The organism is Streptomyces sp. Z26 (assembly GCF_003665095.1).
GTDB lineage: Bacteria > Actinomycetota > Actinomycetes > Streptomycetales > Streptomycetaceae > Streptomyces > Streptomyces phytohabitans.
In genome coordinates, this window is sequence record NZ_RCHV01000002.1 from 4,671,137 (window position 1) to 4,696,486 (window position 25,350).

Here is a 25,350-nt window from a genome sequence, read left to right on the forward strand (position 1 = left end):
GGGGAACGTGCGACCACCCGGAACCATTCCCGTTCCGGCGGCCGACCGCGTACGACCCGCCGCCGGAGCGTCCGCGCCGCCGGTACCGCCGCAGCGCGGACCCGCCCGTATTCGTACGAACAATCCACCCCGGCTGTGGACAACCGACCCGGGAGCCTCCGGGGACCTGACAGCATGGCGGGGTGACTGCAACAACGGACGCCACCCTCTTCCCCTCCGTCCCCGACCGGTCCGATCACGTCGAGCCGCCCCGCGACGCCGACGCCGTGCTGGACGGCCTCGACCCCGAGCAGCGGGCCGTCGCCACCGCTCTCCAGGGACCGGTGTGCGTGCTCGCGGGCGCGGGGACGGGCAAGACGCGCGCCATCACGCACCGCATCGCGTACGGGGTGCGGGCCGGGCTGCTGCCCCCGGCGAGCGTCCTCGCCGTCACCTTCACCAACCGCGCGGCGGGGGAGATGCGCGGGCGGCTGCGCCAGCTCGGCGCCACCGGCGTGCAGGCGCGCACGTTCCACTCGGCGGCGCTGCGCCAGCTCCAGTTCTTCTGGCCGCGAGCGGTCGGCGGTGAGCCGCCGCAGCTGCTGGAGCGCAAGATCCAGCTGGTGGCGGAGGCGGCGGCACGCTCCCGTATCCGCCTCGACCGGAACGAACTGCGGGACGTCACCGGCGAGATCGAGTGGTCCAAGGTCACCCAGACCACGCCGGAGGACTATCCGGCAGCCGTCGCCAAGTCGAGCCGCGAGGCGCCCCGCGACCCGGCGGAGACCAGCCGGATCTTCGCGCTGTACGAGCAGTTGAAGCGGGACCGCTCCGTCATGGACTTCGAGGACGTGCTGCTGCTGACCGTCGGCGTGCTCCAGGACCGGCCGGACATCGCGGACACGGTCCGCGGGCAGTACCAGCACTTCGTCGTCGACGAGTACCAGGACGTCAGCCCCCTCCAGCAGCGGCTGCTGGACCTGTGGTTGGGCGACCGGGACAGCCTGTGCGTCGTCGGTGACGCCAGCCAGACGATCTACTCCTTCACCGGCGCCACCCCCGACCACCTGCTCGACTTCCGCACCCGCCACCCGGACGCCACGGTGGTGAAGCTGGTCCGGGACTACCGCTCGACACCCCAGGTCGTCCACCTGGCCAACGGGCTGCTGGGACAGGCCCGCGGCCGCGCCGCCGAGCACCGCCTGGAGCTGGTCTCGCAGGTCCCCGCGGGCCCCGAACCGGCCTACGTGGAGTACGCCGACGAGCCCGCCGAGGCAGAGGGCACCGCCAAGCGCATCCGCGACCTGATCGACGCGGGTGTGCCCGCCAGCGGCATCGCGGTGCTCTACCGGGTGAACGCGCAGTCCGAGATCTACGAGCAGGCCCTCTCCGACGCGGGCGTGCCGTACCAACTCCGTGGCGCCGAGCGCTTCTTCGAGCGCGCCGAGGTCCGGGAGGCCGGTGTCGCCCTGCGCGGGGCGGCGCGCGCGGGCGGCAACGACCCGCTGCTGGAGGACGCCGCGGACCTGCCCTCGCAGGTGCGCGCCGTCCTCACGTCCCGCGGCTGGACCACCGAGCCTCCGGCCGGTTCGGGCGCGGCCCGCGACCGCTGGGAGTCGTTGGCCGCGCTGGTGCGGCTCGCGGAGGACTTCGGCAAGGCACGCCCGGAGGCCGGGCTGTCCGACCTCGTCGCGGAGCTGGACGAGCGGGCGAACGCGCAGCACGCCCCGACCGTCGAGGGCGTCACGCTCGCGTCGCTGCACTCCGCGAAGGGCCTGGAGTGGGACGCCGTGTTCCTGGTCGGTCTCACCGAGGGCATGATGCCGATCACGTACGCCAAGACGGACGAGCAGGTCGAGGAGGAGCGGCGCCTGCTGTACGTCGGGGTGACCCGCGCCCGCACCCACCTCGGGCTGTCCTGGGCCCTGTCCCGCTCGCCGGGGGGCCGCGCGGGCCGTCGGCCGAGCCGCTTCCTCAACGGGCTGCGGCCGGGCTCCCCGGCGGCGGGCGCCCGTACGGCGGGCGGTGAGGGCGGCGTCGAGCGCGGCCGGTCCCGCAAGCGGCGCGGTCCGGTGCGCTGCCGGGTGTGCGGGCGCACACTCACGGACGCGGGCGAGATGAAGCTGATGCGCTGCGAGGGCTGCCCGTCCGACCTCGACGAGCAGCTGTACGAGCGGCTGCGCGAATGGCGTTCCGGCCAGGCGCAGCAGCTGGGCCAGCCCGCGTACTGCGTCTTCACCGACAAGACGCTGATGGCCATCGCGGAGAGGGTGCCGGGCAGCGAGAGCGAGCTGTCCGGGATCTCCGGTGTCGGCGCGCGGAAGTTGGAGCGTTTCGGCCCCGACGTGCTGGCGCTCTGCGCGGGTGAGGAGCCCGCCGAGGAGGCTGTTACAGAAGAGTCGGAAAAATAGTTTGCGCGGGTGGCGGGGAGCCTCATAGCCTTCCGGACATGGCGAGGGCGGGGCTTCTCAGCTCCACACCTTCCATGCTGTACTGAACTCAGAACCCCTTCGGACCGGCCTTCGACCGGTCCCCCGAGACGCCGAGAGGAGGCGAGCCCAGTGAGCGCAATCATCGAGACAGTCGCGACCGTCGACCTGACCGATCACTCGGTCGTCGCCTCTTGCCTGCCCCAGCTCATCGTCGGCGGCACCGGTGTGTCCGGTGTCAGCGCGAGTGGTGGCCTGCGGCTCGGCGGCAATGAGCGACCGACGACGGCACCGGCGGCAGTAGCGGCGCAGGCGCAGGCGTATGCCTCCGTCTTTGCGGCGGCCAATGGTGCCGGCGAAGGACGCCAGAAGAAGCAGCAGTACACGATGTGGGCCTTCCGTGGCCACGACCCCTGGAGAGATCCAGCCTGATCGGCGCGATCAGGTCGGTACCTTCCAGGGCCGCGGAACCCATACCGGGATCCGCGGCCCTTCTGTTTGCCCCAGCCCGGCCACCAGCCGGGCCGACCAGACAACAGACACGACAGACGAGGACGAACCCGACAGTGCAGACCGAGACGCACGCCCCGTCACCGACCACCGATCTGATGCCACCCGATGCCACGGAGGACACCTTGACCGCGCCGCTCACCACTCTCACCGAACTCGACGAGGCCATCGAGCGCCTCGGCGTCACCGTTCCCTGCCGGTCGTACGACCCGGAGGTGTTCTTCGCCGAGTCGCCCGCCGACGTCGAGTACGCCAAGTCCCTCTGCCAGACCTGCCCGCTGCGTGAGGCCTGCCTCGCCGGTGCCAAGGACCGGCGCGAGCCGTGGGGCGTCTGGGGCGGCGAGCTGTTCGTCCAGGGTGTCGTCGTCCCGCGGAAGCGTCCGCGCGGCCGTCCCCGCAAGAACCCGGTCGTCGCATGAACACCTCGGGCACGATCAGCCGACCGTCGACGCGCGATCCGCAGCTGCGTCACCTTCCGAAGCAGGACCCGATCATGAGCACCTCCACCACCGGCACCGCCGCCCGTCGTCAGACGCTCGCGGACGTGTCACCCCAGAACAGGACCCGAGACATGCAACTCATGCCAGAATCCCTGGCGCGCGCCCATATGGAGACACAGCTGCGCGCCGCCGAATCCGAACGCAGGGCGCTGCGCGTGGTGACCGCCCGCCGCTTGCAGCGCCGTGCCGAACGGGCCTCCCTGCGGGCCCGCCGCGCGATCGCCATGGCGGTCATGCAGTGATCCGGGGCCGGGGCACGGGCACGGTGCCCCGGCGGACGGCGCTGCGCCGGGCCCGGACCGGGGTGGCAGACAGATGACCGAGGAGGGAACCGGGGCGTCGCGCCCCGGTTCCCTCGCGTGCCGCCGTTATCTTCATGAGGATGGATGAGAAGACGACCGGCGCCACGGTCTGCCACCTCTGCGGGACCGCCGCCCCGGAGCCACCGGTGACGTGGGTCTGCTCCGTCGAGAACGGCGACCGGCGGTACTTCTGCGAGCAGTGTTCACGCACCCACCTCCGTTCCATCGAGGGCCGCATCGACTCCAGCTGGTGGTGACGGCGCGAAGCCCGGGACCCACTGCTCCAACTCGTCCCGCATCCGGACCGTGGCGCCCAGCTGGCACAGCACGCCGATGGTGCTGAGCGTCACCCGGTGGATCAGCAGGTACGAGGGCGGCAGGTTGAGCTGCTTGCCCAACTGGTGCGCGGGCGACCGCGGATCAGCGATCCGGGTGGCCTGGTCCCGCATCCAGCCGCGGTCGAAGTCGAAGGACTCCGCGCGTGCCGGCTCGATGATCGGCAGCAGGTAGTCCAGCACGGCGGCCGGGTCCAGTTCTATCGAGTCCTTCACGAAGCCCTCGTCTCGCAGCAGCCCGTACACCTCGTCGGCCTCGCCGTCGAGCGTCATCCGCAGCGCCGTGCCGATCGTGGGCGGCAGCCCGTCGGGCAGCCGGTCGACCGTGCCGAAGTCCATGACGCCCAGGCGCCAGGCGGACGCGGGGCCCTCGTTCCCCGAAGGGCCGGAACCCCCGGTGAGCAGCCGGAAGTTGCCCGGATGCGGGTCGGCGTGCAGCAGGCCCGTACGGGCCGTGCCCGCGAAGAGGAACCGGGCGAGCAGCTGCCCCGCGCGGTCCCGCTCCTCCTCGCCGCCGTCGGAGATCACCTCGGACAGCGGCACGCCCCCCATCCACTCGGTCACCAGCACCTGGTCGCCCTGGTGCACCACGTCGGGGACGAACACGTCGGGGTCGTCGGCGAACTCCGCCGCGTACGCCCGCTGGGCCTCCGCCTCCAGGGCGTAGTCCAGCTCCTCGGTGACCCGTTCCCGCAGCTCAGCGATGAGCGGCTTGATGTCCATGCCCGGGATGAGCGGCCCCAGCAGCCTGGCGAAGCGGCCCAGTTGGGCGAGGTCGGAGACCAGCGCCTCGCCCGCGCCCGGGTACTGCACCTTCACGGCGACCTCGCGGCCGTCGTGCCACACCGCCCGGTGCACCTGGCCGATCGAGGCGGCCGCCGCAGGCTTGTCGTCGAACTCCTCGAAGAGGTCGCGCCAGTCCTCCCCGAGCCGCTCCGCCAGCACGGCGTGCACGGTGGCGGTCGGCATCGGGGGAGCGGCTTCCTGGAGCTTGGTGAGCGCCGCGCGGTACGGACCCGCTATGTCCTCGGGCAGCGCCGACTCGAAGACGGAGAGGGCCTGCCCGAACTTCATCGCGCCGCCCTTCAGCTCCCCGAGCACCTTGAACAGCTGCTCGGCGGTGCGCTGTTGCAGCTCGTGCCCGACCAGATCCGCGGAGTAGCCGCCGATCCGCTTGCCGAGCCCCCAGGTGGCCCGACCCGCGAACCCGAGCGGCAGCGCGGCCAGCTTCGCTGTGCGGGTGACCGCCTTGCGGGGAAGATCAGACATGCGCCCCTCCAACTCCCTGACAGCACCACCGGATCGCGGCACCGACGACACGTCGGCGCATCCGGGACCGCCCACTACCCCGCCATTGTGGCCTGTCCGGCCTCCCGCGCCGAGGGTGGGCGCTCCACCGTCGCTGAATCGGCACCGCACGGACATTCCCGGTGGGCCGTGAACAGCTCCGTGTCCGGTACGAGGTGGGGCAGGACGAGCCGCATGCGGTACCCGGCGGCGCACCCGCCGTCGCCGTCGAGATAGCTCAGCGCGTACGAGGCGACGGCCCCCGCGACCATCAACGCCAGCGCCGTGTCGCAGGCCGCCACCCCCGCCCGCCGCCGCGCCGCGGTGCGCCACTGCCCCACCACCAGCGGCCAGCTGGGCTCCCGCTCGGAACGGGTCCGCATCAGGCAGCTCGCGCACGGTGTCACGCCGGGCAGCACCAACGGGCCCACGACGCCCGTGCCCTCGATGACGCCGCCGTACAGATGCGGGATGCCCGCCCGCACGAACCGCTCGGCGGTGGCCGGGTCCGGGGCGTACGCGTCGAGGCCGTCCCGTGGCGCGATCACCACCAGGCTGAGCCCGTCCCGCGCCCCTTCGTCCGCCGGACTTCCGCGCGTCGGCCACGGTGCCGCGCCGTTGACCGCCTTGCGGGCCGCCGCGTCGCGGCGCTCCCCGACGCCCGTGCCGGGGATGCCGCCGGGCGTCGTGTCCCAGGGCTCCACCTGTCCGCCGTCCACCACGTCCACCCGCCCGACGCCCGCCGCCGACAGCGCCGCGGCCACGGTGGCGCCGACCCGGCCCGCGCCGCGCACCTGCACCCGCCCGGCCCGTCTGGCCGCCAATCTGCGCGGCCCGCCACCCGGCTCCGGATGCACCACGGAGAGCGACGCGAGGTCCGCGCGCAGCCGCTCACCGACACCGGCCGCGGCCTGCCGGTCGGCGGTGGCGTCGTCGATCAGCCCGGCCCTGGTGAGCCGTTCGACGAGTCTGTCCGCCGCGTCCGGCGGCAGCCCCAGCGCGGTGGCCTCCGACCGGAGCCGGGGCAGGCTCCGGGTGCCGTCCAGCAGGTCGAGGAGGACGGCGGTGGTGTCGTCCACGGGCCCCAGCAGCACGGCGTGGGCCGCGGCCACGCCGTACTGAACGGTCTGCCTGTCGCGCCAGCCGCGCCGCAGCGCGGGCTTGATCATCGGGTGCATGGGGACAGCATGGAGGTTCGCGCCGGAACCCCGTCGAGGTTGTCCACAGGTGGGGTTGACTAGTCGTACGAGTCAGGCCCGTCACGGCACGTCCGCGTGATACGGCCCGGAGCCGGGACTTCCGCGGGCGACTGCGGGTAACGTCGGCACGTGCCCGCCGACCCGCTGAACAGCACCAGCAGGGGCGCGGTCGAGGTGCGCCGCAGCGCCCGCCGCCGCCGCACGGTCTCCGCCTACCGCGAGGGGGACCGGACCGTCGTGCTCATCCCCGCCCGCATGACGGTGGCCGAGGAGGAGCGCTGGGTCGGCGTGATGCTCGACAAGCTCGCCGCGCAGGAGAGCCGCCGCCTGCTGAGCGACGCGGAGCTGGCCGAACGCGCCGCGGACCTCTCCGCGCGCCACCTCCAGGGACGTGCCCGGCCCGCGTCCGTACGCTGGGTCACCAACCAGAACACCCGCTGGGGCTCCTGCACCCCCGCCGAGGGCAGCATCCGCCTCTCGCACCGGCTCCAGGGGATGCCGGAGTACGTGATCGACTACGTCCTCCTGCACGAGCTGGCGCACCTCCTCGTCCCCGGCCACGGCGACCGCTTCTGGCGCCTCCTCGACGGTTATCCCCGTACGGAGCGGGCGCGCGGATTCCTGGAGGGCGTCAGCGCCGCCGACCGGCTGCCGTATCTTCCCGCCGTCCGCGACGAGTGAACTGTCGGTCGTACCGGTTAGCCTGGCGCGACGTACACATGGCAGACGGATGGGGGACGGTCGTTACGCATGGGCAGGGAATTCCAGCGAGGCCACAAGGCCAAGATCAGTGACCTGACAGCGGGAACGGATCTGTACGTCGGCGTGCAGATCACGGGTCCCGGGCTCACCTTCGACATCAGCTGCTTCGGGCTGGACGCCGAGGAGAAGCTCTCCGACGACCGCTACTTCGTCTTCTTCAACCAGCCGAAGTCGCCCGAGGAGTCCATCCAGCAGCTCGGCGCGCAGGCCGGTGACACGGAGTCGTTCCGGGTCACCCTCGACCGCGTCCCCCCGAGCATCCAGCGGCTGACCTTCAGCGCGACGGTCGACGGCGGCGGGCAGATGTCGCAGATCGCCCCCGGCTACGTCCGGATCGTCGCGGGTGGTGAGGAGGTCGCGCGGTACGCGTTCCAGGGCTCGGAGTTCAGCACCGAGCGCGCCGTGATGCTCGCGGACTTCTACCTGAAGGACGTCTGGCGGTTCGCGGCCGTCGGCCAGGGCTTCGACGGCGGACTCGACGCGCTGCTCCGGCACTTCGGCGGCGAGGTCGCGGAGGAGGAGCCCGCCGCGCCGCAGGGTGGCGTGCCCGGCTTCGCGCCGCCTCCCGGGTCGCCCGCGCCGCAACAGCCGCAGCCCGCACCGGGGTTCGCCCCGCCCCAGGCGCCCCAGGCCCCGTCGCCCTCGGCCGCGCACGCCGGTGCCCCCACCATCGCCGCGCCCCTCGTACCGCCCGGCCAGCTCCCCGGCCAGCCCGTGCCGCCACCGGGCCCGCCCGGCGCCCCGGGCCAGACCCCGCCGTACGGCCAGCAGCCCCCGGGCCAGCCGCTGCCCGTGCCCCCGCCGCCGGGCGCTCCGCAGGGCGCCCCGTTCGGCCAACCGCCCGCCCAGGCGCCGCCCTTCGGGCAGCAGCCCCCGGGCCAGCCGCTGCCCGTGCCGCCGCCCGGCGGCCAGCAGGGAGCGCCCGGCCAGTCCGTGCCCAACCCGTTCGGCCAGCCCGGCGCCCCCGGGATGCCGCAGGCACCGCACGTGCCGCAGGGACCGGCGGCCGGAATCGCCGTCACCCTGGAGAAGTACCGCGAGGCGCCCACCGGGCAGCGCTGGACCCTCCAGAACAGCCACCTCGCCCGTGTCGACTTCGGCGTCGAGGGCACGCCCGTCCTCGCCAAGCAGGGCAGCATGGTGCTCTACCAGGGCAAGGTCGACTTCAGCTACAAGGGAGCGGGCTTCCGCGGCCGGGTCGTCGGCAACGCCACCGGCCAGGAGATGCAGCTGATGCGCTGCTCCGGCGGCGGCCAGGTGTTCTTCGCCGAGGAGGCGGGCGACCTTCACCCCATCGAGTTGCAGGGCGACGCGATCTGCGTCTCTGCGGAGAACGTCCTCGCGTTCGACGAGACGCTCCAGCACGAGGTACGGCGCATCGAGGGCCACGGGATTCCGGGCGGGGCGCTGTTCACGATGCAGTTCCAGGGCACGGGCACCGTCATCGTCAAGACCCAGGGCACCCCGGTCGTCCTGCCGGTCACGCCGACGACGTTCGCCGACGCCGACGCGGTCGTCGCCTGGTCGGCCGCCGCGCAGGTCATCGTGTCCAGCCAGGTGCGGCTGCGCCGCCAGGCGTACCCGGGGCACAGCGGCGAGACCGTGAACCTCCAGTTCCGCGGCGCCCCCGGCAACTTCATCGTCGTCCAGCCCTGCGAGGTCTGAGGAGCCCGTCATGCACCAGCAATCGATCTCGGGCTACGCCCCGACCGCCCCCGCCGCCCGCATGGAGAACCACGGCGCCAGCATGCTCCGGGTCGCCATGCAGTCCGGTCAGGACCTCTTCGCCCGTACCGGCTCGATGGTCGCGTACGAGGGCTTCGTGCAGTACGAGCCGAACCCGCCCGCCGTCCGCCAGATGGCCTCCCAGTGGCTGACGGGCGAGGGCGCGCCGCTGATGCGGTGCCACGGCGACGGCCTGCTCTACCTCGCGGACTACGGCGCGGACGTCGTCGTGCTCAACCTCAACGAGGACAGCCTCTCCGTCAACGGCAGCAACATCCTCGCCTTCGACGCCCATCTCAGCTGGGGCGTCCAGCGGGTGAAGGGCATGGCCAAGTTCTCCGGCCAGGGCCTGTTCAACGTCGCGATCCAGGGCACCGGCTGGGTGGCGCTGACCACCCGGGGGACGCCCGTCGTGGTCGACTGCGGACGCGGCGCGGACGAGACGTACGTCGACCCGGACGCGCTCGTCGCCTGGTCGACGCATCTGAAGATGAAGGGCAAGCGCAGCTTCAAGGCGTCGTCGATGATCGGGCGCGGCAGCGGGGAGGCGTACCAGATGGGCTTCTCCGGCCAGGGGTTCGTCGTCGTGCAGCCCAGCGAGGACAGCACCGACCGCCTGCGGGCGCGGGGCTGAGGGGGGAACCACACATGCAGAGTCCGCTTTTCGGCTACACCGAGGTCCAGTCCGCCGAGCGCTACAGCCTCCAGAACCCGCGGCTGCTGCGCGTCGCGCTGACCGGCCACGACGACGTGCTCGCCCGGCAGGGCAGCATGGTCGCGTACCAGGGGCTGATGGAGTTCGACGGCGAATACCGTTCGCGCGGCCAGCGCCGCGACCGCGCCCGCACCGGTGAGGGCCTCGACCTGATGCGCTGCTCCGGGCAGGGCACGGTCTTCCTGGCCAACCTCGCGCAGTACATCCACATCGTGGACGTCGACCACGAGGGGCTGACGGTCGACGGGCAGTACGTCCTCGCGCTGGACTCCGGCCTCCACCACGAGGTGATCTCGGTGGACAGTCAGTACGGCGTGTCCGGGTCCGGCAAGTACAACCTGAACATCACCGGCCAGGGCAAGGTCGCGCTCATGACCTCCGGCCAGCCGCTGATGCTCCGGGTCACCCCGGAGACGTACGCGAACGCCGACTCCGACGCCGTCGTCGCCTGGTCCAGCTCGCTGCGCGTCCAGATGCAGGCGCAGACCAGTTCGTCGGGCGTCTGGCGCCGCCGGGGCAACACGGGCGAGGGCTGGGAGCTGAGCTTCATGGGGCAGGGCTTCGCCCTGGTGCAGCCCAGCGAGCTGCTGCCGCCGCAGAACGCGGTGATCGGGCGGGGCGCGGCGCAGTTCGGCATGGGTCAGCAGGGCGCCCGCGGCCAGAACCAGGGCAACATCTGGACCAACTGAGCCACCCGCGACGCGCGACGCGGCGGGACCGGGACCCCCGGACCCGCCGCACGGCCCTCGTCGTACGCTCCGCGCCGCACGGGACCGCCGCCCGCGTCCGGGCTACAGCCGGGCGCGGGTGCGTTCCACCAGCCGTACGACCGACGCGTCGGCCACCGCCGCCACGTCGTCGTACGCGTACCACCGCAGCTCCAGCGACTCCTCGCTGACGGCCTCCACCGCGCCGGGCGGCGCCACCGCCGCGTACTGCACGTCCAGGTGCCAGGCGCACGGCGTCAGATGCCGGTCCAGCCCGACGGGGCCGCCGGGCAGCAGCTCCAGCCCCGCGACGCCGGACTCCTCCACCGCCTCCCGCAGCGCCGCCCCCGCGAGCGTGGTGTCACCGGGCTCGCAGTGCCCGCCGGTCTGGAGCCACATCCGCAGCTTGCGGTGCAGCGTCAGCAGCACCCGGCCGCGTACGGGGTCGACCACCAGGGCGCTCGCCGTGAGGTGGCCGTCCCCGCAGGACCGGAGCATCGCGTCGGGGCGGTCGGCCAGGTGGTCGAGGTACGCCAGCCGGAGCCGGTCCTGGTCCGCTTCGGGCGCGGACCACTCCTTGAGGACGCGGGACGCGTCGTCGTGCAGGGTCACTTCGCCGGGCCGCCGCCGTCGCCGCCGTCACCCGTACCGTCGGCGCCGTCCGTACGGTCCGTGCCGTCCGTACCACCCGTGCCCGCGTCACCCGATCCGGTGCCGCCCTCGCTCCCGCCCTTGCCGCCGCCCGCCGCGCCGCGCTGCTGCTCCGCCGCGTCGCCGAGCATCTTGTCCAGCTCGGAGAAGTCCAGGTGCTCGCGGTGCACGAACCCGTCCGGGTCGTCCAGGTCCTCCGCCGTCGGCAGCATGTCCGGGTGCTCCCACAGCCCGTCGCGCCCGTCCACACCCCGCGCGTCGGTGAGCGACGCCCACAGCCGCGCCGCGTCCCGCAGCCGACGCGGCCGCAGCTCCAGACCGATCAGCGTGGCGAACGTCTGCTCCGCCGGACCACCGGACGCCCGCCGCCGCCGCAGGGTCTCGCGCAGCGCGCCCGCCGACGGCAGGTGCGGCTCGGCGGCACTGTGCACCACCGCGTCGACCCACCCCTCGACCAGCGCCAGCGCCGTCTCCAGCCGGGCCAGCGCCGCCTTCTGCTCCGGCGTGTCCTCGGGCTGGAACATGCCCTGCTGCAACGCCTGTTGCAGCTCCTCCGGGTGCTGCGGGTCGAGCTGCCCGACGACGTCCTCCAGCTTCCCCGTGTCCACCTTGATCCCACGGGCGTACCCCTCGACCGCGCCGAACAGGTGCGACCGGAGCCACGGCACGTGCGCGAACAGCCGCTGGTGCGCGGCCTCGCGGAGCGCCAGGTAGAGCCGTACCTCCTCCTGCGGTACGCCCAGCCCCTCGCCGAAGATCTCGACGTTCTGCGGGAGCAGCGCCGCCTTGCCCGCCGGGCCCAGCGGCAGCCCGACGTCCGTCGAGCCGACCACCTCACCGGCCAGCACGCCCAGCGCCTGCCCGATCTGGGTGCCGAACATGGCGCCGCCCATGGAACGCATCATGCCGAGCAGCGGCCCCGCCATCGCCTGCATCTCGGCGGGCAGCACGTCGCCCATCGCCGCGCCGACCCGCTCCGCGACCGGGTCGACCAGGTCCTTCCACACGGGCAGCGTCGCCTCGACCCACTCCGCGCGGCTCCACGCCACGGCGGCGCCGGAACCGGACGGCAGCGACGTCGCGCCGTCCAGCCACAGGTCCGCGAGGCGTACGGCCTCCGCGACCGCCGCGTGCTCCTGCGGCCCGACGCTGGCGTCCTTCGAACCGGCCCCGGCGCCCGCGCCCGGCGCGTCCTCGGGCACGCCCTGGGCGACGGTCTGCCGGGCGATGTCCTTGGCCATGTCCCAGTTCACCGGGCCGCCGTCGTACGACATCATCTGGCCGAGCCGCTGGAAGGCGGCACCCAGGTCGCCTGCGTCGAACGAGCCGCCGGCACCGCCGCCCAGCGAGCCGAACATGGCGGCCAGAGGATTGTCCGCACCGCCCTGGCCTGCGCCGAAGCCGAACGGGTTGGGCTGGCCGCCCTGGCCGCCGCCCTGCTTCCGCCTGCCCTCGTCCCCGTCCTCGGGCTCCTCGGGAGGTACGCCGAATCCGAATGGGATGTCACTCACGGGTTGCCTCGGATCTGTCTCGTCGGACGGTTCTGTCGGTGCGATCTGGTGGGCTCCGACTCCAGCCTAGACACCTGTCAGGCAGGATGGAGCCTGCGCACCTCGTACCGGAAACAACCGCTGGAGACGCCCGGTGAGTTCCACCCAGACCGACGTTCGCGCAGCGCGAACCCCCATCGTCGCCGTGACCGGCGCTGCCTCCGGGGTCGGTGCGCTGCTCACCGAGCGGCTGGCCGCCTCCTCCGAGGTACGGCGGGTCATGGCCCTCGACGAGCGGAGAGGGGAGGTCGCGGAGGCGGAGTGGCACACCCTGGACGTACGTGATCCGGCCATCGCCGACAGGCTGCGCGGCGACGGTCGCCCGGCGGACGTCGTGGTGCACCTCGCCCTGGACCTCGACCTGGAACGGGACCCCACGGCCCGCACCGCGTACAACGTCCGCGGCACCCAGACCGTGCTCACCGCCGCCGCTGCCGCGGGTGTGCGCCGCGTCGTGCTGTGCACGTCGGCGATGGTCTACGGGGCGCTCCCGGACAACGACGTGCCCCTCGCGGAGGACGCCGAACTCCGCGCCACGGCGGAGGCCACCGGCGTCGGTGACCTGCTGGAGATCGAACGCCTCGCCCGCCGCGCCCCCCGCGCGCACCCCGGGCTCAACGTCACCGTGGTGCGCCCCGCCATCCTCGTCGGGGGCACCGACACCGCGCTGACGCGGCACTTCGAGTCGCCGCGGCTGCTCGTCGTGGCCGGTTCCCGGCCCTGCTGGCAGTTCTGCCACATCGAGGATCTGGTGAGCGCGCTGGAGTACGCCGCGCTGGAGAAGGCGGAGGGCGAACTGGCCGTCGGGTGCGACGGCTGGCTGGAGCAGGAGGAGGTCGAGGAACTCACCGGCACGCGCCGCATGGAGCTGCCCTCCGCGGTCGCGCTCGGCGCCGCCTCCCGCCTGCACCGCCTGGGCCTCACCCCGTCCCCGGCGGGCGACCTCGCGTACACCATGCACCCCTGGGTCGTCAGCGGCCGCCGCCTGCACGAGGCGGGTTGGCGCCCGGGGTGGACGAACGAGGAGGTCCTCGCGGAACTCGTCGAGGAGGTATCCGGCCGCCACACCGTGGCCGGTCGCCGCCTCGGGCGCAAGGACGCCACCGCCGCGGGCGCCACCGCCGCGGGCGCGACCGTGGCCCTGCTGGGCACGGCGGCGCTGGTCCGCCGGGCGCGCAAGCGGCGCGGCCTGTAGCGGGGCCGCGGCCGTACGTACGGGGGCGCGCCGCATCGTACGGCCTGCGGATGTGCTCGCGGGCGGGTCGGTACGGCAGCATGACAGGCATGGCACAGACGTACGATCACCCCGGCGAACGGGGCGCTCCGGACCCGATCAGGTTGCTGGAGGTCCGCGACGGCCCGCTGTCGCTGGACGAGGTCTTCAAGGCGGTGGGCGACGAGGCCGCGGGCGGCACCGCCCTCTTCGTGGGCACGGTCCGCAACCACGACGGCGGCACGGACGTGGACCGCCTCGGGTACTCGTCGCACCCGACGGCCGAGGCGGAGCTGCGCAGGGTCGCGGAGGCGGTGGCGGCGGACTTCCCCGTACGGGCGCTGGCGGCCGTACACCGCGTGGGCGACCTGGCGGTGGGCGACCTCGCCGTGGTGGTGGCGGTGTCCTGCCCCCACCGCGCGGAGGCGTTCGCCGCGTGCCGCCGCCTCATCGACGACCTCAAGACGGAGGTCCCGATCTGGAAGCACCAGACCTTCACGGACGGCCAGGAGGAATGGGTCGGGGCAGGGCTTTAGCCCGCCGGTCGGGGTGGTGGCCGGGTGACGGGAGGGCGGGTGGGGCTTTAGCCCCTCGTATCGGGGTGGTGGCCGGGCGACGGGAGGGCGGGGCGAGTACCCGGCCCCGTGCGGCGAAGTGCGGGTGGGATTGCCCCCGTTCGGCGGCGTTACCCTCGCGGGCGCGTTCCGGTTGCGTGACCGGTGGGGCGGCCGCAGCGTTGGGAACTGCGACGGTTAACCTGCTCATCAGCCGGTCGTTCCGGTTGACGCGGCTCAACGTGAGGCACAGGAGGACTAGATGGCTGCTCTCCTCTGGCTGCTCATCCCGGTCGTGGCCGGTGTGGTGGCGAGCGTGTGGGGCGGTCTGGCCGCACGGCGCCGCACCGTGATCCCCGACGCGGACGGCGTGGCCGGATACGAACGGTTCCGGCAGGCCATAGAGCGTTCCGCCACGGCGCCTCCCGTCTCCTCCTCCCCTTCCCCGTCCCGCGTCGCGGTCGGCTCCGTGCCGGCGCCCGGTGCCACGGACGGACCGGCCCGGGAAGCCCGCTGACGGACCCGTCCCGTACTGTTTCGGCATGCCACGCCGCACCGCCACCATGCTCGCGTCCATGCTGCTGCTGATAGCCGTGCTCTGCGCCGCCATGCTGATGAAGGTGCCGTACGCGGCGATGTCGCCCGGCCCCACGTACAACACGCTGGGCACGGTCAAGGGCAAGCAGGTGCTGAGCTTCCCGGGCAAGGAGGACTCCGGGAACAAGGCCAGTGGGCACCTGAACATGACGACCGTACGGGTCACCAGCTCCGAGTACCGGATGAACCTCTTCGAGGCGGTCTACGGCTGGCTGGCCGACGACAACGCGGTCGTGCCGCATTCCACGCTCTACCCGTCGGACAAGTCGGCGAAGGAGGTGGACGAGGAGAACGCGGAGGAGTTCAGCAGGTCGCAGGAGAGCGCTAAGGTGGCGGCGCTCAAGGCGCTCGGGAAGACCGTTCCCACGCGCGTCGTGGTGCAGTCGGTGGTCAAGGACGGTGCCGCGCACGGCAGGCTGCACGCCGGTGACGTGATCCAGGCGGTGGACGGCAAGCCGGTCGAGAACCCGCAGGACGTGGGCGAGTTGGTGACGAAGCACGAGCCGGGGGCGAAGGTCGACTTCACGATCGTCCCGGCCGCCGAGGCGGACGCCGCGGAGAAGGCGGAGAAGGACCCCAACGACCTGAAGGGGAAGCGGATCACGGTGCCGACGAAGAAGGCACCTGACGACGGGCGCGCACTCGTCGGCATACAGCCGGGGACGGCGCACACGTTCCCGTTCCCCATCGACATCACGCTCGCGGACGTCGGCGGGCCGAGCGCCGGGCTGATGTTCGCGCTGGGCATCGTGGACAAGCTGACGAAGGACGACCTGACCGGTGGGGCGTTCGTGGCGGGCACCGGCACCATCGACGCCGACGGGAAGGTCGGCGCGATCGGCGGCATCCAGATGAAGACCGTGGCGGCCCGCGACAAGGGAGCGGAGTTCTTTATGACACCGAAGGACAACTGCTCCGCGGCGGCGGCGCACACGCCGGACGGACTGACCCTGGTGAAGGTCGACACGATGGACGACGCGATGGACGCGCTGAAGAAGATCCGCGAGGACCGTACGTCGGAGCTGCCGCGCTGCTCCGCGGGGTGAACCGCCCGTGACGCGCGACGGTGGAGCGGCGGGCGCGGGCCCGGCCGTGCCGTGGGGCACGGTCCGGACCCGGGCGCCCCGGCGCGGGACGGGCCCGCGCGGAGCGGGTCAGTCCTCGAACGTGGCGGCCAGCGCGTCCGCCAGGCCCGGTACGAGCCCCGCGCCCGTGAGCACCTCGGTGGCGGAGTCCTTGTCGCGCAGCCGCAGCGCGGAGTCCCGGGCGCCGTCCCGCAGGACGGCCACCGTCATCCGCACCTCCTGCCGCTCGGGGTGCGCGGCCACCCACTCCGCCAGCCGCGACCCGTCCAGCCCGTCCGGTACGGACTCCTCCGCCGACGGCGGCAGCATCAGGCGTTCCACGGTGAGCGCGCAGCCCGCGACGGCGCCGGGCCAGGCGACCGTACCGAGGAACTCGTCGAGCGCGGTGCCCGCCGGGAGCGCCTCCTGCTCGACGGGCGTGTACGTGCCCGCGGCCTCGTCCTGGTGGGCGCCGGGGGCCAGTTGGGCGGCGAGCGAGGGTTCCTCGGCACGCAGTTGCGCGGTGTCGACCAGGGCGAACAGGCGCGCGGGCTGGTCCCAGCCGAGCCCGGCGGCGTACTCGTCGATCTCTAGGACGGCGCGGGTCAGCGGGGTGCCCGCGAGGGGGGTGCCGTCGTGGTGGAAGTTGTCCATCCCCATATCGTGCACTCGAAGACCCCGGAAACGGGAACTGAGTAAAGCTTGAGTAAGTTGCCTTAGTGGGCCGACGATGCGGTCCGTTCCATCCACAGCGAATCTTCGAGGTGCGCACCTTGGCTTTCCAGATGCCGGACCGGGGCTCGGGTGGCCCCACCGGGCCACGGATCAGAGTCGGCCGACCGTCGAGGCGCGCACGCACGCTGCTGATGACAGTCGGCGTCCTCGCCGTCCTGGCCATGCTCTTCGTCATGTTCGCCGGGTTCTGGACCGACTGGCTCTGGTATCGCTCGGTGGGTTACCGCTCGGTCTTCACCAAGACCCTGTGGACCAAGATCGGCCTGTTCGCGGTGTTCGGCCTGCTGATGGCGGGCGTCGTCGGGGTGAACATCTGGCTGGCGCACCGGCTGCGGCCGCCGCTCAGCGCGATGTCGCTGGAGCAGCAGAGCCTCGACCGGTACCGCATGAGCGTCGCGCCGTACAAGAAGTGGATCCTCCTCGGGGTCACCGCTCTCGTGGGGCTGATCTCCGGGGCGTCGGCCGCGGGCCAGTGGCGCACGTGGCTGATGTGGGTGAACGGGGTCTCGTTCGGGCAGAAGGACCCGCAGTTCCACAAGGACGTGTCGTTCTACGCCTTCGACCTTCCGTGGTACCGCTTCCTGCTGAGCTTCGGCTTCGCGGCCGCGGTGCTGTCCCTGCTGGCGGCCGGGCTGGTGCACTACCTCTACGGCGGGCTGCGGATCACCAGTCCCGGCGCGCGCGCGACGGCGCAGGCCACCGGCCACCTGTCGGTGCTGCTGGGCACGTTCGTGGCGCTGAAGGCGGTGGCGTACTGGCTGGACCGGTACGGGCTGGCCGTCAAGGGCAGCGACTTCAAGGCGACGGACAACTGGACGGGCCTGAAGTACGTCGACGCCAACGCGTACCTGCCGGCGAAGACGATCCTGTTCATCATCGCGATCATCTGCGCGCTGCTGTTCTTCGCGACGCTCTGGCGCCGTACGTGGCAGCTGCCGATGATCGGCTTCGGGCTGATGGTGCTCTCCGCGATCCTGATCGGCGGGCTGTACCCGGCGATCGTGCAGAAGTTCCAGGTCGAGCCGAACGAGCAGGCCAAGGAGACGCCTTACATCCAGAAGAACATCAAGGCGACCCGCGACGCGTACAACATCGACGACGCGAAGGTGAACGACTACCCGGGCACGTCCACGTCGGAGAAGGGCACCCTGCGGGACGCCGCCGACAGCGCGGCCAGCATGCGGCTGCTCGACCCGAACGTGGTGTCGCCCACGTTCCAGCAGAAGCAGCAGGTCCGCGGGTACTACCAGTTCCCGTCCACGCTGGACGTCGACCGGTACACGGACAAGGACGGCAAGGAGCAGGACACCGTCGTCGGTCTCCGTGAGATCAACACCGAGGGCATCCCCAAGAAGGGCTGGATCAACGAGCACTTCAAGTACACCCACGGCTACGGCATGGTCGCGGGCAAGGGCACCGAGGTGGACGAGGACGGCGAGCCCGTCTTCACGGAGAAGGACCTGCCGCCGAAGGGCCAGATCGGCAAGTACCAGCCGCGGATCTACTACGGCGAGAAGACCTCGCAGTACTCGATCGTGGGCGGCCCCCAGCAGGAGCTGGACTACGCCGACGACAACGGCGAGAAGACGTACACCTACACCGGCAGCAGCGGGGTGGACCTGTCCAGCCCGGTGAACCGGGCGGCGTATGCGGTGAACTTCAACGAGCCGCGCATCCTCTACTCGGGCGCGATCGGCGAGGGTTCGCAGATCCTCTACAACCGGACGCCGAAGGAGCGGGTCGAGGCGGTGGCGCCGTGGCTGACCATCGACGGCGACCCGTACCCGGCGGTGGTGGACGGCCGGGTGAAGTGGATCGTGGACGCGTACACGACCACGAACCAGTACCCGTACTCGTCGCGTACGACGCTCGGTGACACCACGGCCGACGCGCTGACGGACAGCCAGCGTTCGGTGGTCGCCCAGCAGAACCGGGTCAACTACATCCGGAACTCGGTGAAGGCGACGGTCGACGCGTACAGCGGCAAGGTCGACATGTACCAGTGGGACACCAAGGACCCGGTGCTGAAGACGTGGATGAAGGCGTTCCCGGACACGGTGAAGCCGAAGGCCGAGATCAACGACTCGCTGATGGCCCATCTCCGTTACCCGCAGGACCTGTTCAAGGTGCAGCGGGAGCTGCTGACGCGCTACCACGTCACGTCGCCGTCGCAGTTCTACAGCGGCAGTGAGCGCTGGCAGATCCCGGACGACCCGACGCACAAGGGCAACGCGGTCCCGCCGTACTACCTGAGCATGAAGATGCCGCAGCAGAAGGAGCAGCGCTTCTCCCTGACGACGACCTTCAACCCGGTCGAACGGCAGACGCTGGGTGCCTTCATGGCGGTGGACGCGGACGCGGCGAGCCGGGACTACGGCAAGATCACGATGCTCAAGTTGCCGTCGAACACCACCGTTTCGGGTCCGCAACAGGTGCAGAGCAAGATCAACTCCGATCCGGAGATCGCCAACGACCTCAACATCCTCAAGAGAGGCGACTCCGAGATCGAGTACGGCAACATGCTGACCGTGCCGTTGGAGGGCGGGCTGCTCTACATCGAACCGGTCTACATCCGAGGGGCCGACACCAACTACCCGCGGATGAGAAAGGTCGTGGCGACCTTCGGTGAGGAGATCGCCTACGAGGACACCCTCAAGGAGGCGCTCGACGGCGTCTTCCCGACCGACGGGGACGGGGAGAAGGATCCGGGCGGCGACGAGGACCCGGGTCAGGACGAGGACGAGCAGAAGGACCCGCCGTCGTCCGGCGACCCGACCGCCGAAGAGGCCCTGAAGGACGCCCAGGAGGCGTACGACAAGGGCCAGGAGGCGATGGAGAAGGGCAACTGGGAGGAGTACGGCAGGGCTCAGGAGGACCTCAAGGAGGCTCTGGAGCGCGCGGCCAACTCCCAGGGCGGTTCGTCCAGTTAGTGCTCACTGAGTGAGCGTGGCGCCCGAGGGCCCGGAGTCAACTGACTCCGGGCCCTTCGCTTGAGTGGGGGGTCTTTGGGTATGAGGCGTTTGGAGTGTCTCTCTGTCGGGAAGTCGACAAACCGCTGAAGTGACCTCACTGGCTGCGGTATACCAGGTGTACGAGGGTTGCGGGTGGTGCGACGATGGGGCTTATGGGGGACAAGGCGAAGGTTGCCGGGCAGGGCGTGGATAACGCCCGAGATGCCGGTGCCACGAGCGTACTCGGCGCACAACTGCTGCGCCGTGGCGACCTGGACGGCGCCGAGCCGTACCTGCGCGCCGCCACCGCGGGGGGCGACCGGGCCGCGGCGAACAATCTCGGAGTCCTCCTGCACCAGCGCGGCTACGCGGACGAGGCGGCGGGCTGGTGGCGCGTCGCCGCCGTCGCCGGTTCGGCCGCCGCCGCCCACGCCCTCGGCCGCCACCACCGGGAGCGCGGCGACGAGCCCGCCGCGCACTACTGGCTGCGCCAGTCCGCCGAGTCGGGCCACGCGCTGGGCGCGTACGCCCTGGCGGACCTGCTGGAACACCGAGGTGAGAGCGGCGCCGAGGAGTGGTTCCGGGCCGCGGCCGAACACGGTCACCGGGAGGCGGCGTACCGCGTCGCGCAGTTGATCACCGAGCGGATCGCGTACGAGGCGGAGCGCGGCCCCGCCACCAACGCCCGCCGTGGCGGCGCCGGTTCGACGCCCCCGGCGGCCACGGGCGGGCAGGGCACGGGCCCGGACGGCGCTGCCGCGGGCACCGCGGCGGAGGCCGAGCAGTGGTACATGCAGGCCGCTGCACGCGGGCACCGCCGGGCCGCGCTGCGCCTCGGCGCGCTGCTGGAGGAGCGGGGTGAGGCGAAGGAGGCCGGACGCTGGTACCTGAGCGCGGCCCGCGCCGGTGAGTCGCGCGCCGCCTGCGCCCTCGGCTTCCTGCTGCGGGACGCCGGCGACGAGGAGAGCGCCGCCGTGTGGTGGCGTCGCGCGGCCGAGAGCGGCGACGGCAACGCCGCCAACGCCCTGGGCGCGCTGCACGCGGAGCGGGGCGAGCGGCAGACCGCCGAACGCTGGTACCGCGTGGCGCTCGAAGCGGGTGACGACAACGGCGCGTTCAACCTCGGGCTGCTCTGCGCGGGTCAGGGGCGTACGGCGCAGGCGGAGCAGTGGTACCGCCGCGCGGCCTACGCGGGCCACCGCGAGGCGGCCAACGCGCTCGCCGTACTGCTGCTCCAGCGCGGCGACGCCCAGGGCGCCGAGCCGTGGTTCTCGAAGGCGGCCGAGGCGGGCAGCGTCGACGCCGCGTTCAACCTCGGCATCCTGTACGTCGGCCGGGGCGACGACGCCGCGGCCCGCGGGTGGTACGAGCAGGCGGCGGAGGCGGGCCACGCCGAGGCGGCGCTCCAGGTCGGCATCGTCAGCCTCCGCGAGGGCGACACCGAGGCCGCCGAGCGGCACCTGCGGTGCGCGGCGGAGGGCGGCAGCGTCGAGGGCGCGTTCCGCTTCGGCGCGCTGCTGGAGCGGCGCGGCGGGAACGAGCCGCCGGACACCGGTACGGGTGTGGTCATCGGCCGCGTCGGGGGCGCGGACGGCGACGACGCCCCCGCGGAGCACGAGCAGTGGTACGAGCGGGCGGCCGAGCGGGGCCACCGCCGCGCGCAGGTCCGGCTGGGCATGTCGGCCGCCGCGCGGGGGGACGTGGTCGAGGCCGCGCACTGGTACCGGGCGGCGGCCGAGGCGGGCAGCCCCAACGGGGCGTTCAACCTGGGCCTGTTGCTGGCCCGTGAGGGCAGCGAGCCGGAGGCGGCCCTGTGGTGGACGCGCGCGGCCGAGGCGGGGCACGGCCGGGCGGCGCTGCGGCTGGCGCTGATCAGTGCCAGGCGCGGGGAGTTGGCCGACGGGCAGTACTGGTGCGCCCGCGCGGTGGAGCTGGGCCCGGACGAAGTGGCGGCCCGTGCCGCGAAGTTGCGGGACGCGCTGCGGGACGAGCTGACGGCCTGACGGCCCGTCGGCCGAGCCGGGCGGCTCTCGGGTCGCCCGGCTCGCCGCCCGCGCGCCCGTGCGCCACGCGGGCGCCGGGGCGCCCCGCCCGGTCCGCGTACGGCGCCGCCGCGCGGGGCCCGTACCGTCGCCCGGCGGGCGGCGCGGAACGGATTTGCGCTGGTCGTCGGGCCGGGGTTAGAGTTACGACATCGCCGCGGGGTGGAGCAGCTCGGTAGCTCGCTGGGCTCATAACCCAGAGGTCGCAGGTTCAAATCCTGTCCCCGCTACTCGATACTGAGGGCCCGAATCCATGATTCGGGCCCTCAGTGCTGTGCGCGTGACACGACAGTGGTTGACGGCCGGTCAGCTCCGGGATCAGCCTCCGCGCGCTACGCCCCCGCGCTCGCCGCGCAGGACGGGCAGAGCCCGCGGTACGTCACGGTGGCCCCGGAGAGGGTGTAGCCGAACCGCTCGCTCTCGGGAAGGGACGTCAGCGGATCACCCGTCGGGTGCACGTCCCGGATCGTGCCGCAGTGGGAGCACACCAGGTGCTGGTGCGCGTGGTGCGCGTTCGGGTCGTAGCGCTTGGCGCGGCCGTCGGTGCTGACCTCGCGCACCTCGCCGAGGGTGACGAGTTCGCTCAGCGTGTTGTAGACGGTGGCCCTGGCGATCTCGGGGAGCCGGTCGGCGGCGCGGGCGTGCACCTCGTCGGCGGTGTAGTGCACGTGGTCGCCGTCGAGCACCTCGGCCACGACGCGCCGCTGGGCGGTCAGCCGCCAGCCACGCTCACGGAGTCGTTGCAGCAGGTCGCTCATGCGGACCAGGCTAGCAGCGGGTGTTTGCGTGGCCAGAGCACGTACGGGGCTCGGTCCGCTCTCGGTCCGGACACCGTACGGCCGGGGGGGCGGGCCCGGGAACGGGCTCCCCGTGGGCCCGCGCCCGTACCCGTTCCCGCGCCGCTACGCCGCGCCGGTCCCGGTGGCGGCCGGTGCCGCCGCCCGCCGCTCGTCGTACCGGTCCGGGATGCCGGACCAGCAGCGCACGATGTCCCGTACGGACACCACGCCCACCGGCTCGTGGTCGTCCTGCACGATCAGGTGCCGGAAGCCGCCGTGCGCCATCGCCTGTGCCGCCTCCGACAGCGTCCACCGGGGGCTGGCGAAGACGACGTCGGTGGTCGTGTGGGCGTGCGCGCGCTCGTGTTCGGGGTCCAGGCCCGCGCCGACGGCGTTGAGGACGTCGCGTTCGGTGAGGATGCCGATGCCGCTGGTCTCCGGGTCGAGTACGACGGCCGCGCCGACGCCGCGTGCGGACATCAGTTGGGCGGCCTGGCGGAGGGTGTGGGTCGGTCCGATGGTCAGTACGAGGGTGCTCATGGCGTCCTGGACGAGCGTGGGCATGAGGGTGAGCCCCTTTCGGGAAGTGATTCACAAAGTCACAAGCGCTCGATCCTCATGCTCACACGCGCTTCCGGGGACAGCAAGAGGGCGCACGCGGAGCCGGTACGGCTCACGCGCGCGCCCGTCGCGCCCTCGTCCGCGGGTGTCGGCTGGTGTCGGCGGTCGACCCCCGGTCCACCTCCAACCGCCCGAACACCCCGCGTACGGCTACTGGTTGAGATACCTCAGCAGCTCGTCGTGCAGCAGCCCGTTGGACGCCGCCGCGTTGCCGCTCAGCGGCCCCCGGCGCCCGTCGAGACCGGTGAACTGCCCACCGGCCTCCTCCACGATGATCGCGCTGGCGGCCATGTCCCAGAGCGACAGCTCCGGTTCGGCGCACATGTCCACGGAGCCCTCGGCGACCATCATGTACGGCCAGAAGTCGCCGTACCCGCGCGTGCGCCAGCAGTCGCGCGTCAGCTCCAGGAAGCCGCCGAGCATGCCGCGTTCCTCCCAGCCGGAGAGGGAGGAGTACGCGAAGGAGGCGTCCGGCACCCGCCCCACGTGGGACACCTGGAGGCGGGTCGCCTGGGACAGGCTGCGCCCCGTGTACGCGCCGCCGCCGCGCACCGCCCACCAGCGCCGGTTCAGCGCCGGGGCGGAGACGACGCCGACCACCGGGTGGTCGCCGCCCTCGCTCAGCTCCGTGAGGGCGATCAGCGTGGCCCAGACGGGCACGCCGCGGACGAAGTTCTTCGTGCCGTCGATCGGGTCGATCACCCAGCGCCGGGAGCCGTGCCCCTCGGTGCCGAACTCCTCGCCGAGTACGGCGTCTCTGGGCCGGGCGCGCCGGAGCGAGGTGCGGATCAGCTCCTCCGCCGCCTTGTCCGCGTCGCTCACCGGTGTCATGTCGGGCTTCGTCTCGACCTTGAGGTCGAGCGCCTTGAACCGCTCCATGGTCGTGGCGTCGGCGGCGTCGGCGAGCACGTGGGCAAAACGCAGATCATCGTGGTATCCCGGCATGTGCGAACAGTATCCAGGACCCCTGGTCCGGGCCACACGGCAACGGCCATGTGGGCGTGTGCGCCGTCTTGACACCCCCTGCCCGCGCGTCAATTCTGACGGCGCGAGCCAGCCAGCAACGACCCAGCCAGCAGCAGCCAGCCAGCAACGGGCGCGGGAGGCGCGTAATGCCGTCTGCACGGGAGAGCCTGCTCGAAGCCGCGCACGCGGCGGTGTCGGTCCGCCCGTGGGCGGGCGTCCGGATGGTGGAGATCGCCGCGGGCGCCGGGGTCTCCCGGCAGACCCTCTACAACGAGTTCGGGAGCAAGGAGGGCCTGGGCAGCGCGCTGGTCAGCCGTCGGGTGGCGGACTTCCTGGACGGCGCGACCGCGGTGGCCGCCCAGTCGGTGCGCAGGGGAGCCGACCCGGCGGCGGGTTGCGCGGCCACCGCCGCCTGGATGCTGCGCACGGCGCCCCGCGAGCCCCTCGTACGGGCCGCGCTGACCGGGTGCTGGGGCCGCCGCATGCCGCTGCCCTCGCTGGAACGGCCCGCCGGGCCGGGGGAGTTGGCCACCGAGCTGCGCGACCGGCTGGTCCCCGTACTGGCCGGGCAGGGAGCCGCGTACGACGCGGAGACGGTGCGCCGCGCGTGCGAGGTGGGCCTGCGGCTCGCGCTGTCCTACCTGGTGGCGCCGGAGAGGGGCGCGGGGGAGGAGCCGGGCGTACGGGTCGACGAGGTGGTGCGGGCGCTGCTCCGCTGACCCGGCGGTACGGGAGTGGCGTACGAGCCCGGCGTACGGGATCGGCTTACGGGGGCGCGCGGACGTACGTGTGCCCTCCCGCGCGTCAGTGCGCCCCGCCGGACAGCTGGAGGCCGATCACGCCCACGATCACCAGCGTGATCGACACCAGTTTCAGCGCCGAGACGACGTCACCGAGGAAGACCATGCCGTAGATCGCGGTGCCCGCCGCGCCGATGCCCGTCCACACGGCGTACGCGGGGCCCACGTCGAGCCGTCGCAACGCCAGCGTCAGCAGGCCGAAGCTGCTCAGCGCGAAGGCGCAGAACGCGACGGACGGCCACAGCCGGGAGAAGCCGTGCGAGAGCTTGAGGCAGACGGCGAAGCCCGTTTCGAGCAGTCCCGCGACGACCACCAGCAGCCATGCCATGGACTTCCGCCTCCGGTCGCTCGCCCCGCGCGCGCCCGGCGGGCGCCGG

25 protein-coding genes and 1 tRNA gene are annotated in these 25,350 nt (G+C 72.6%); 17 read left to right on the forward strand and 9 right to left on the reverse strand.

Features of this window, described 5'->3' with window-relative positions:
* Positions 1–182 precede the first annotated feature (182 nt).
* From D7M15_RS20350 to D7M15_RS28565, 5 genes are all read left to right on the forward strand, one after another.
* A complete protein-coding gene (locus D7M15_RS20350; protein WP_121518824.1) occupies positions 183–2,390 on the forward strand; it encodes an ATP-dependent DNA helicase UvrD2 in 2,208 nt (735 codons plus the stop codon).
* A 150-nt stretch (positions 2,391–2,540) separates the two neighbouring features.
* Positions 2,541–2,840: a hypothetical protein gene (locus tag D7M15_RS20355; protein ID WP_346428820.1), complete on the forward strand. Its 300-nt coding sequence runs from the start codon at positions 2,541–2,543 to the stop codon at positions 2,838–2,840.
* 134 nt (positions 2,841–2,974) lie between these two features.
* The gene (locus tag D7M15_RS20360) at positions 2,975–3,337 is read left to right on the forward strand and encodes a WhiB family transcriptional regulator (protein WP_121518825.1); all 363 of its coding nucleotides are present in this window, start codon (positions 2,975–2,977) and stop codon (positions 3,335–3,337) included.
* Positions 3,334–3,660, forward strand: a complete 327-nt coding sequence (locus D7M15_RS20365; protein ID WP_121518826.1) for a hypothetical protein — start codon at positions 3,334–3,336, stop codon at positions 3,658–3,660. The genes D7M15_RS20360 and D7M15_RS20365 overlap by 4 nt, the downstream gene beginning before the upstream one ends.
* A gap of 140 nt (positions 3,661–3,800) precedes the next feature.
* Positions 3,801–3,977 (forward strand): hypothetical protein, encoded by a 177-nt coding sequence (locus tag D7M15_RS28565; protein WP_165906301.1) that lies wholly within the window; start codon positions 3,801–3,803, stop codon positions 3,975–3,977.
* Here the strand turns inward: D7M15_RS28565 and D7M15_RS20370 are convergent.
* Both D7M15_RS20370 and D7M15_RS20375 read right to left on the reverse strand, forming a co-directional pair.
* A complete protein-coding gene (locus D7M15_RS20370) occupies positions 3,924–5,324 on the reverse strand; it encodes an AarF/ABC1/UbiB kinase family protein (protein WP_121518827.1) in 1,401 nt (466 codons plus the stop codon). The genes D7M15_RS28565 and D7M15_RS20370 overlap by 54 nt on opposite strands.
* 74 nt (positions 5,325–5,398) lie before the next feature.
* Positions 5,399–6,520 (reverse strand): ThiF family adenylyltransferase, encoded by a 1,122-nt coding sequence (locus D7M15_RS20375; protein WP_121518828.1) that lies wholly within the window; start codon positions 6,518–6,520, stop codon positions 5,399–5,401.
* Between the two features lie 150 nt (positions 6,521–6,670).
* Between D7M15_RS20375 and D7M15_RS20380 the strand changes: the two genes are divergently transcribed.
* The 4 genes from D7M15_RS20380 (at position 6,671) to D7M15_RS20395 (ending at position 10,432) form a co-directional block, all read left to right on the forward strand.
* Positions 6,671–7,222 (forward strand): M48 family metallopeptidase, encoded by a 552-nt coding sequence (locus D7M15_RS20380; RefSeq protein ID WP_121518829.1) that lies wholly within the window; start codon positions 6,671–6,673, stop codon positions 7,220–7,222.
* Positions 7,223–7,291: 69 nt separating this feature from the next.
* Positions 7,292–8,968: a TerD family protein gene (locus tag D7M15_RS20385; RefSeq protein WP_121518830.1), complete on the forward strand. Its 1,677-nt coding sequence runs from the start codon at positions 7,292–7,294 to the stop codon at positions 8,966–8,968.
* A gap of 10 nt (positions 8,969–8,978) precedes the next feature.
* Complete coding sequence (locus tag D7M15_RS20390; protein ID WP_121518831.1) at positions 8,979–9,662, forward strand: AIM24 family protein; 684 nt, start codon at positions 8,979–8,981, stop codon at positions 9,660–9,662.
* 14 nt (positions 9,663–9,676) lie between these two features.
* Positions 9,677–10,432, forward strand: a complete 756-nt coding sequence (locus D7M15_RS20395; RefSeq protein ID WP_121518832.1) for an AIM24 family protein — start codon at positions 9,677–9,679, stop codon at positions 10,430–10,432.
* Between the two features lie 102 nt (positions 10,433–10,534).
* Here the strand turns inward: D7M15_RS20395 and D7M15_RS20400 are convergent, their stop codons facing one another.
* Together D7M15_RS20400 and D7M15_RS20405 are read right to left on the reverse strand one after the other, a co-directional pair.
* Positions 10,535–11,062, reverse strand: coding sequence for an NUDIX domain-containing protein (locus tag D7M15_RS20400; protein ID WP_121518833.1), 528 nt, complete (start codon positions 11,060–11,062; stop codon positions 10,535–10,537).
* Positions 11,059–12,612 (reverse strand): zinc-dependent metalloprotease, encoded by a 1,554-nt coding sequence (locus tag D7M15_RS20405; protein ID WP_121518834.1) that lies wholly within the window; start codon positions 12,610–12,612, stop codon positions 11,059–11,061. The genes D7M15_RS20400 and D7M15_RS20405 overlap by 4 nt, the downstream gene beginning before the upstream one ends.
* Before the next feature lie 133 nt (positions 12,613–12,745).
* Here D7M15_RS20405 and D7M15_RS20410 point away from each other — a divergent pair, with 133 nt between their 5' ends.
* The 4 genes from D7M15_RS20410 to D7M15_RS20425 all read left to right on the forward strand — a co-directional run bounded on the left by D7M15_RS20410 (position 12,746) and on the right by D7M15_RS20425 (position 16,061).
* The gene (locus D7M15_RS20410; RefSeq protein ID WP_121518835.1) at positions 12,746–13,846 is read left to right on the forward strand and encodes an SDR family oxidoreductase; all 1,101 of its coding nucleotides are present in this window, start codon (positions 12,746–12,748) and stop codon (positions 13,844–13,846) included.
* Between the two features lie 80 nt (positions 13,847–13,926).
* Positions 13,927–14,400, forward strand: a complete 474-nt coding sequence (locus tag D7M15_RS20415) for a molybdenum cofactor biosynthesis protein MoaE (protein WP_121521109.1) — start codon at positions 13,927–13,929, stop codon at positions 14,398–14,400.
* Between the two features lie 280 nt (positions 14,401–14,680).
* The gene (locus D7M15_RS20420) at positions 14,681–14,935 is read left to right on the forward strand and encodes a hypothetical protein (protein WP_121518836.1); all 255 of its coding nucleotides are present in this window, start codon (positions 14,681–14,683) and stop codon (positions 14,933–14,935) included.
* Between the two features lie 25 nt (positions 14,936–14,960).
* Positions 14,961–16,061 (forward strand): PDZ domain-containing protein, encoded by a 1,101-nt coding sequence (locus tag D7M15_RS20425; RefSeq protein WP_121518837.1) that lies wholly within the window; start codon positions 14,961–14,963, stop codon positions 16,059–16,061.
* A gap of 108 nt (positions 16,062–16,169) precedes the next feature.
* On the opposite strand, the gene D7M15_RS20430 is transcribed toward D7M15_RS20425, so the two are convergent.
* Entirely contained in the window at positions 16,170–16,733 is a 564-nt protein-coding gene (locus D7M15_RS20430) for a PPA1309 family protein (RefSeq protein ID WP_121518838.1), read from the reverse strand.
* Positions 16,734–16,843: 110 nt separating this feature from the next.
* Between D7M15_RS20430 and D7M15_RS20435 the strand changes: the two genes are divergently transcribed.
* The 3 genes from D7M15_RS20435 (at position 16,844) to D7M15_RS20445 (ending at position 22,037) form a co-directional block, all read left to right on the forward strand.
* Positions 16,844–19,744 carry a UPF0182 family protein gene (locus tag D7M15_RS20435; RefSeq protein ID WP_165906302.1) on the forward strand — a complete coding sequence of 967 codons (2,901 nt, stop codon included), beginning with the start codon at positions 16,844–16,846 and terminating at the stop codon, positions 19,742–19,744.
* A gap of 194 nt (positions 19,745–19,938) precedes the next feature.
* On the forward strand, positions 19,939–21,768 hold the full coding sequence (locus tag D7M15_RS20440; protein ID WP_240649392.1) for a tetratricopeptide repeat protein: 1,830 nt from the start codon (positions 19,939–19,941) through the stop codon (positions 21,766–21,768).
* A 195-nt stretch (positions 21,769–21,963) separates the two neighbouring features.
* Positions 21,964–22,037, forward strand: a tRNA-Met gene (locus D7M15_RS20445).
* A 102-nt stretch (positions 22,038–22,139) separates the two neighbouring features.
* Here the strand turns inward: D7M15_RS20445 and D7M15_RS20450 are convergent.
* The 3 genes from D7M15_RS20450 to hisN all read right to left on the reverse strand — a co-directional run bounded on the left by D7M15_RS20450 (position 22,140) and on the right by hisN (position 24,152).
* Positions 22,140–22,565 carry a Fur family transcriptional regulator gene (locus D7M15_RS20450; RefSeq protein ID WP_121518841.1) on the reverse strand — a complete coding sequence of 142 codons (426 nt, stop codon included), beginning with the start codon at positions 22,563–22,565 and terminating at the stop codon, positions 22,140–22,142.
* 144 nt (positions 22,566–22,709) lie between these two features.
* The gene (locus D7M15_RS20455; protein WP_121518842.1) at positions 22,710–23,150 is read right to left on the reverse strand and encodes a CBS domain-containing protein; all 441 of its coding nucleotides are present in this window, start codon (positions 23,148–23,150) and stop codon (positions 22,710–22,712) included.
* Positions 23,151–23,357: 207 nt separating this feature from the next.
* A complete protein-coding gene (hisN, locus tag D7M15_RS20460; protein WP_121518843.1) occupies positions 23,358–24,152 on the reverse strand; it encodes a histidinol-phosphatase in 795 nt (264 codons plus the stop codon).
* 167 nt (positions 24,153–24,319) lie between these two features.
* On the opposite strand from hisN, the gene D7M15_RS20465 reads away from it, so the two are divergent.
* Positions 24,320–24,892, forward strand: a complete 573-nt coding sequence (locus D7M15_RS20465) for a TetR/AcrR family transcriptional regulator (RefSeq protein ID WP_121518844.1) — start codon at positions 24,320–24,322, stop codon at positions 24,890–24,892.
* A gap of 85 nt (positions 24,893–24,977) precedes the next feature.
* Here the strand turns inward: D7M15_RS20465 and D7M15_RS20470 are convergent, their stop codons facing one another.
* Entirely contained in the window at positions 24,978–25,301 is a 324-nt protein-coding gene (locus D7M15_RS20470) for a multidrug efflux SMR transporter (RefSeq protein ID WP_121518845.1), read from the reverse strand.
* Positions 25,302–25,350: the final 49 nt, after the last annotated feature.

Coding starts and splice junctions, on each gene's coding strand:
- D7M15_RS20365 (WP_121518826.1), top strand. CDS start 3,334: ATGAACACCTCGGGCACGATCAGCCGACCGTCGACGCGCGATCCGCAG.
- D7M15_RS28565 (WP_165906301.1), top strand. CDS start 3,801: ATGGATGAGAAGACGACCGGCGCCACGGTCTGCCACCTCTGCGGGACC.
- D7M15_RS20370 (WP_121518827.1), bottom strand. CDS start 5,324: ATGTCTGATCTTCCCCGCAAGGCGGTCACCCGCACAGCGAAGCTGGCC.
- D7M15_RS20375 (WP_121518828.1), bottom strand. CDS start 6,520: ATGCACCCGATGATCAAGCCCGCGCTGCGGCGCGGCTGGCGCGACAGG.
- D7M15_RS20385 (WP_121518830.1), top strand. CDS start 7,292: ATGGGCAGGGAATTCCAGCGAGGCCACAAGGCCAAGATCAGTGACCTG.
- D7M15_RS20390 (WP_121518831.1), top strand. CDS start 8,979: ATGCACCAGCAATCGATCTCGGGCTACGCCCCGACCGCCCCCGCCGCC.
- D7M15_RS20395 (WP_121518832.1), top strand. CDS start 9,677: ATGCAGAGTCCGCTTTTCGGCTACACCGAGGTCCAGTCCGCCGAGCGC.
- D7M15_RS20415 (WP_121521109.1), top strand. CDS start 13,927: ATGACAGGCATGGCACAGACGTACGATCACCCCGGCGAACGGGGCGCT.
- D7M15_RS20420 (WP_121518836.1), top strand. CDS start 14,681: ATGGCTGCTCTCCTCTGGCTGCTCATCCCGGTCGTGGCCGGTGTGGTG.
- D7M15_RS20425 (WP_121518837.1), top strand. CDS start 14,961: ATGCCACGCCGCACCGCCACCATGCTCGCGTCCATGCTGCTGCTGATA.
- D7M15_RS20430 (WP_121518838.1), bottom strand. CDS start 16,733: ATGGACAACTTCCACCACGACGGCACCCCCCTCGCGGGCACCCCGCTG.
- D7M15_RS20440 (WP_240649392.1), top strand. CDS start 19,939: ATGGGGGACAAGGCGAAGGTTGCCGGGCAGGGCGTGGATAACGCCCGA.
- D7M15_RS20450 (WP_121518841.1), bottom strand. CDS start 22,565: ATGAGCGACCTGCTGCAACGACTCCGTGAGCGTGGCTGGCGGCTGACC.
- D7M15_RS20455 (WP_121518842.1), bottom strand. CDS start 23,150: ATGCCCACGCTCGTCCAGGACGCCATGAGCACCCTCGTACTGACCATC.
- hisN (WP_121518843.1), bottom strand. CDS start 24,152: ATGCCGGGATACCACGATGATCTGCGTTTTGCCCACGTGCTCGCCGAC.
- D7M15_RS20465 (WP_121518844.1), top strand. CDS start 24,320: ATGCCGTCTGCACGGGAGAGCCTGCTCGAAGCCGCGCACGCGGCGGTG.
- D7M15_RS20470 (WP_121518845.1), bottom strand. CDS start 25,301: ATGGCATGGCTGCTGGTGGTCGTCGCGGGACTGCTCGAAACGGGCTTC.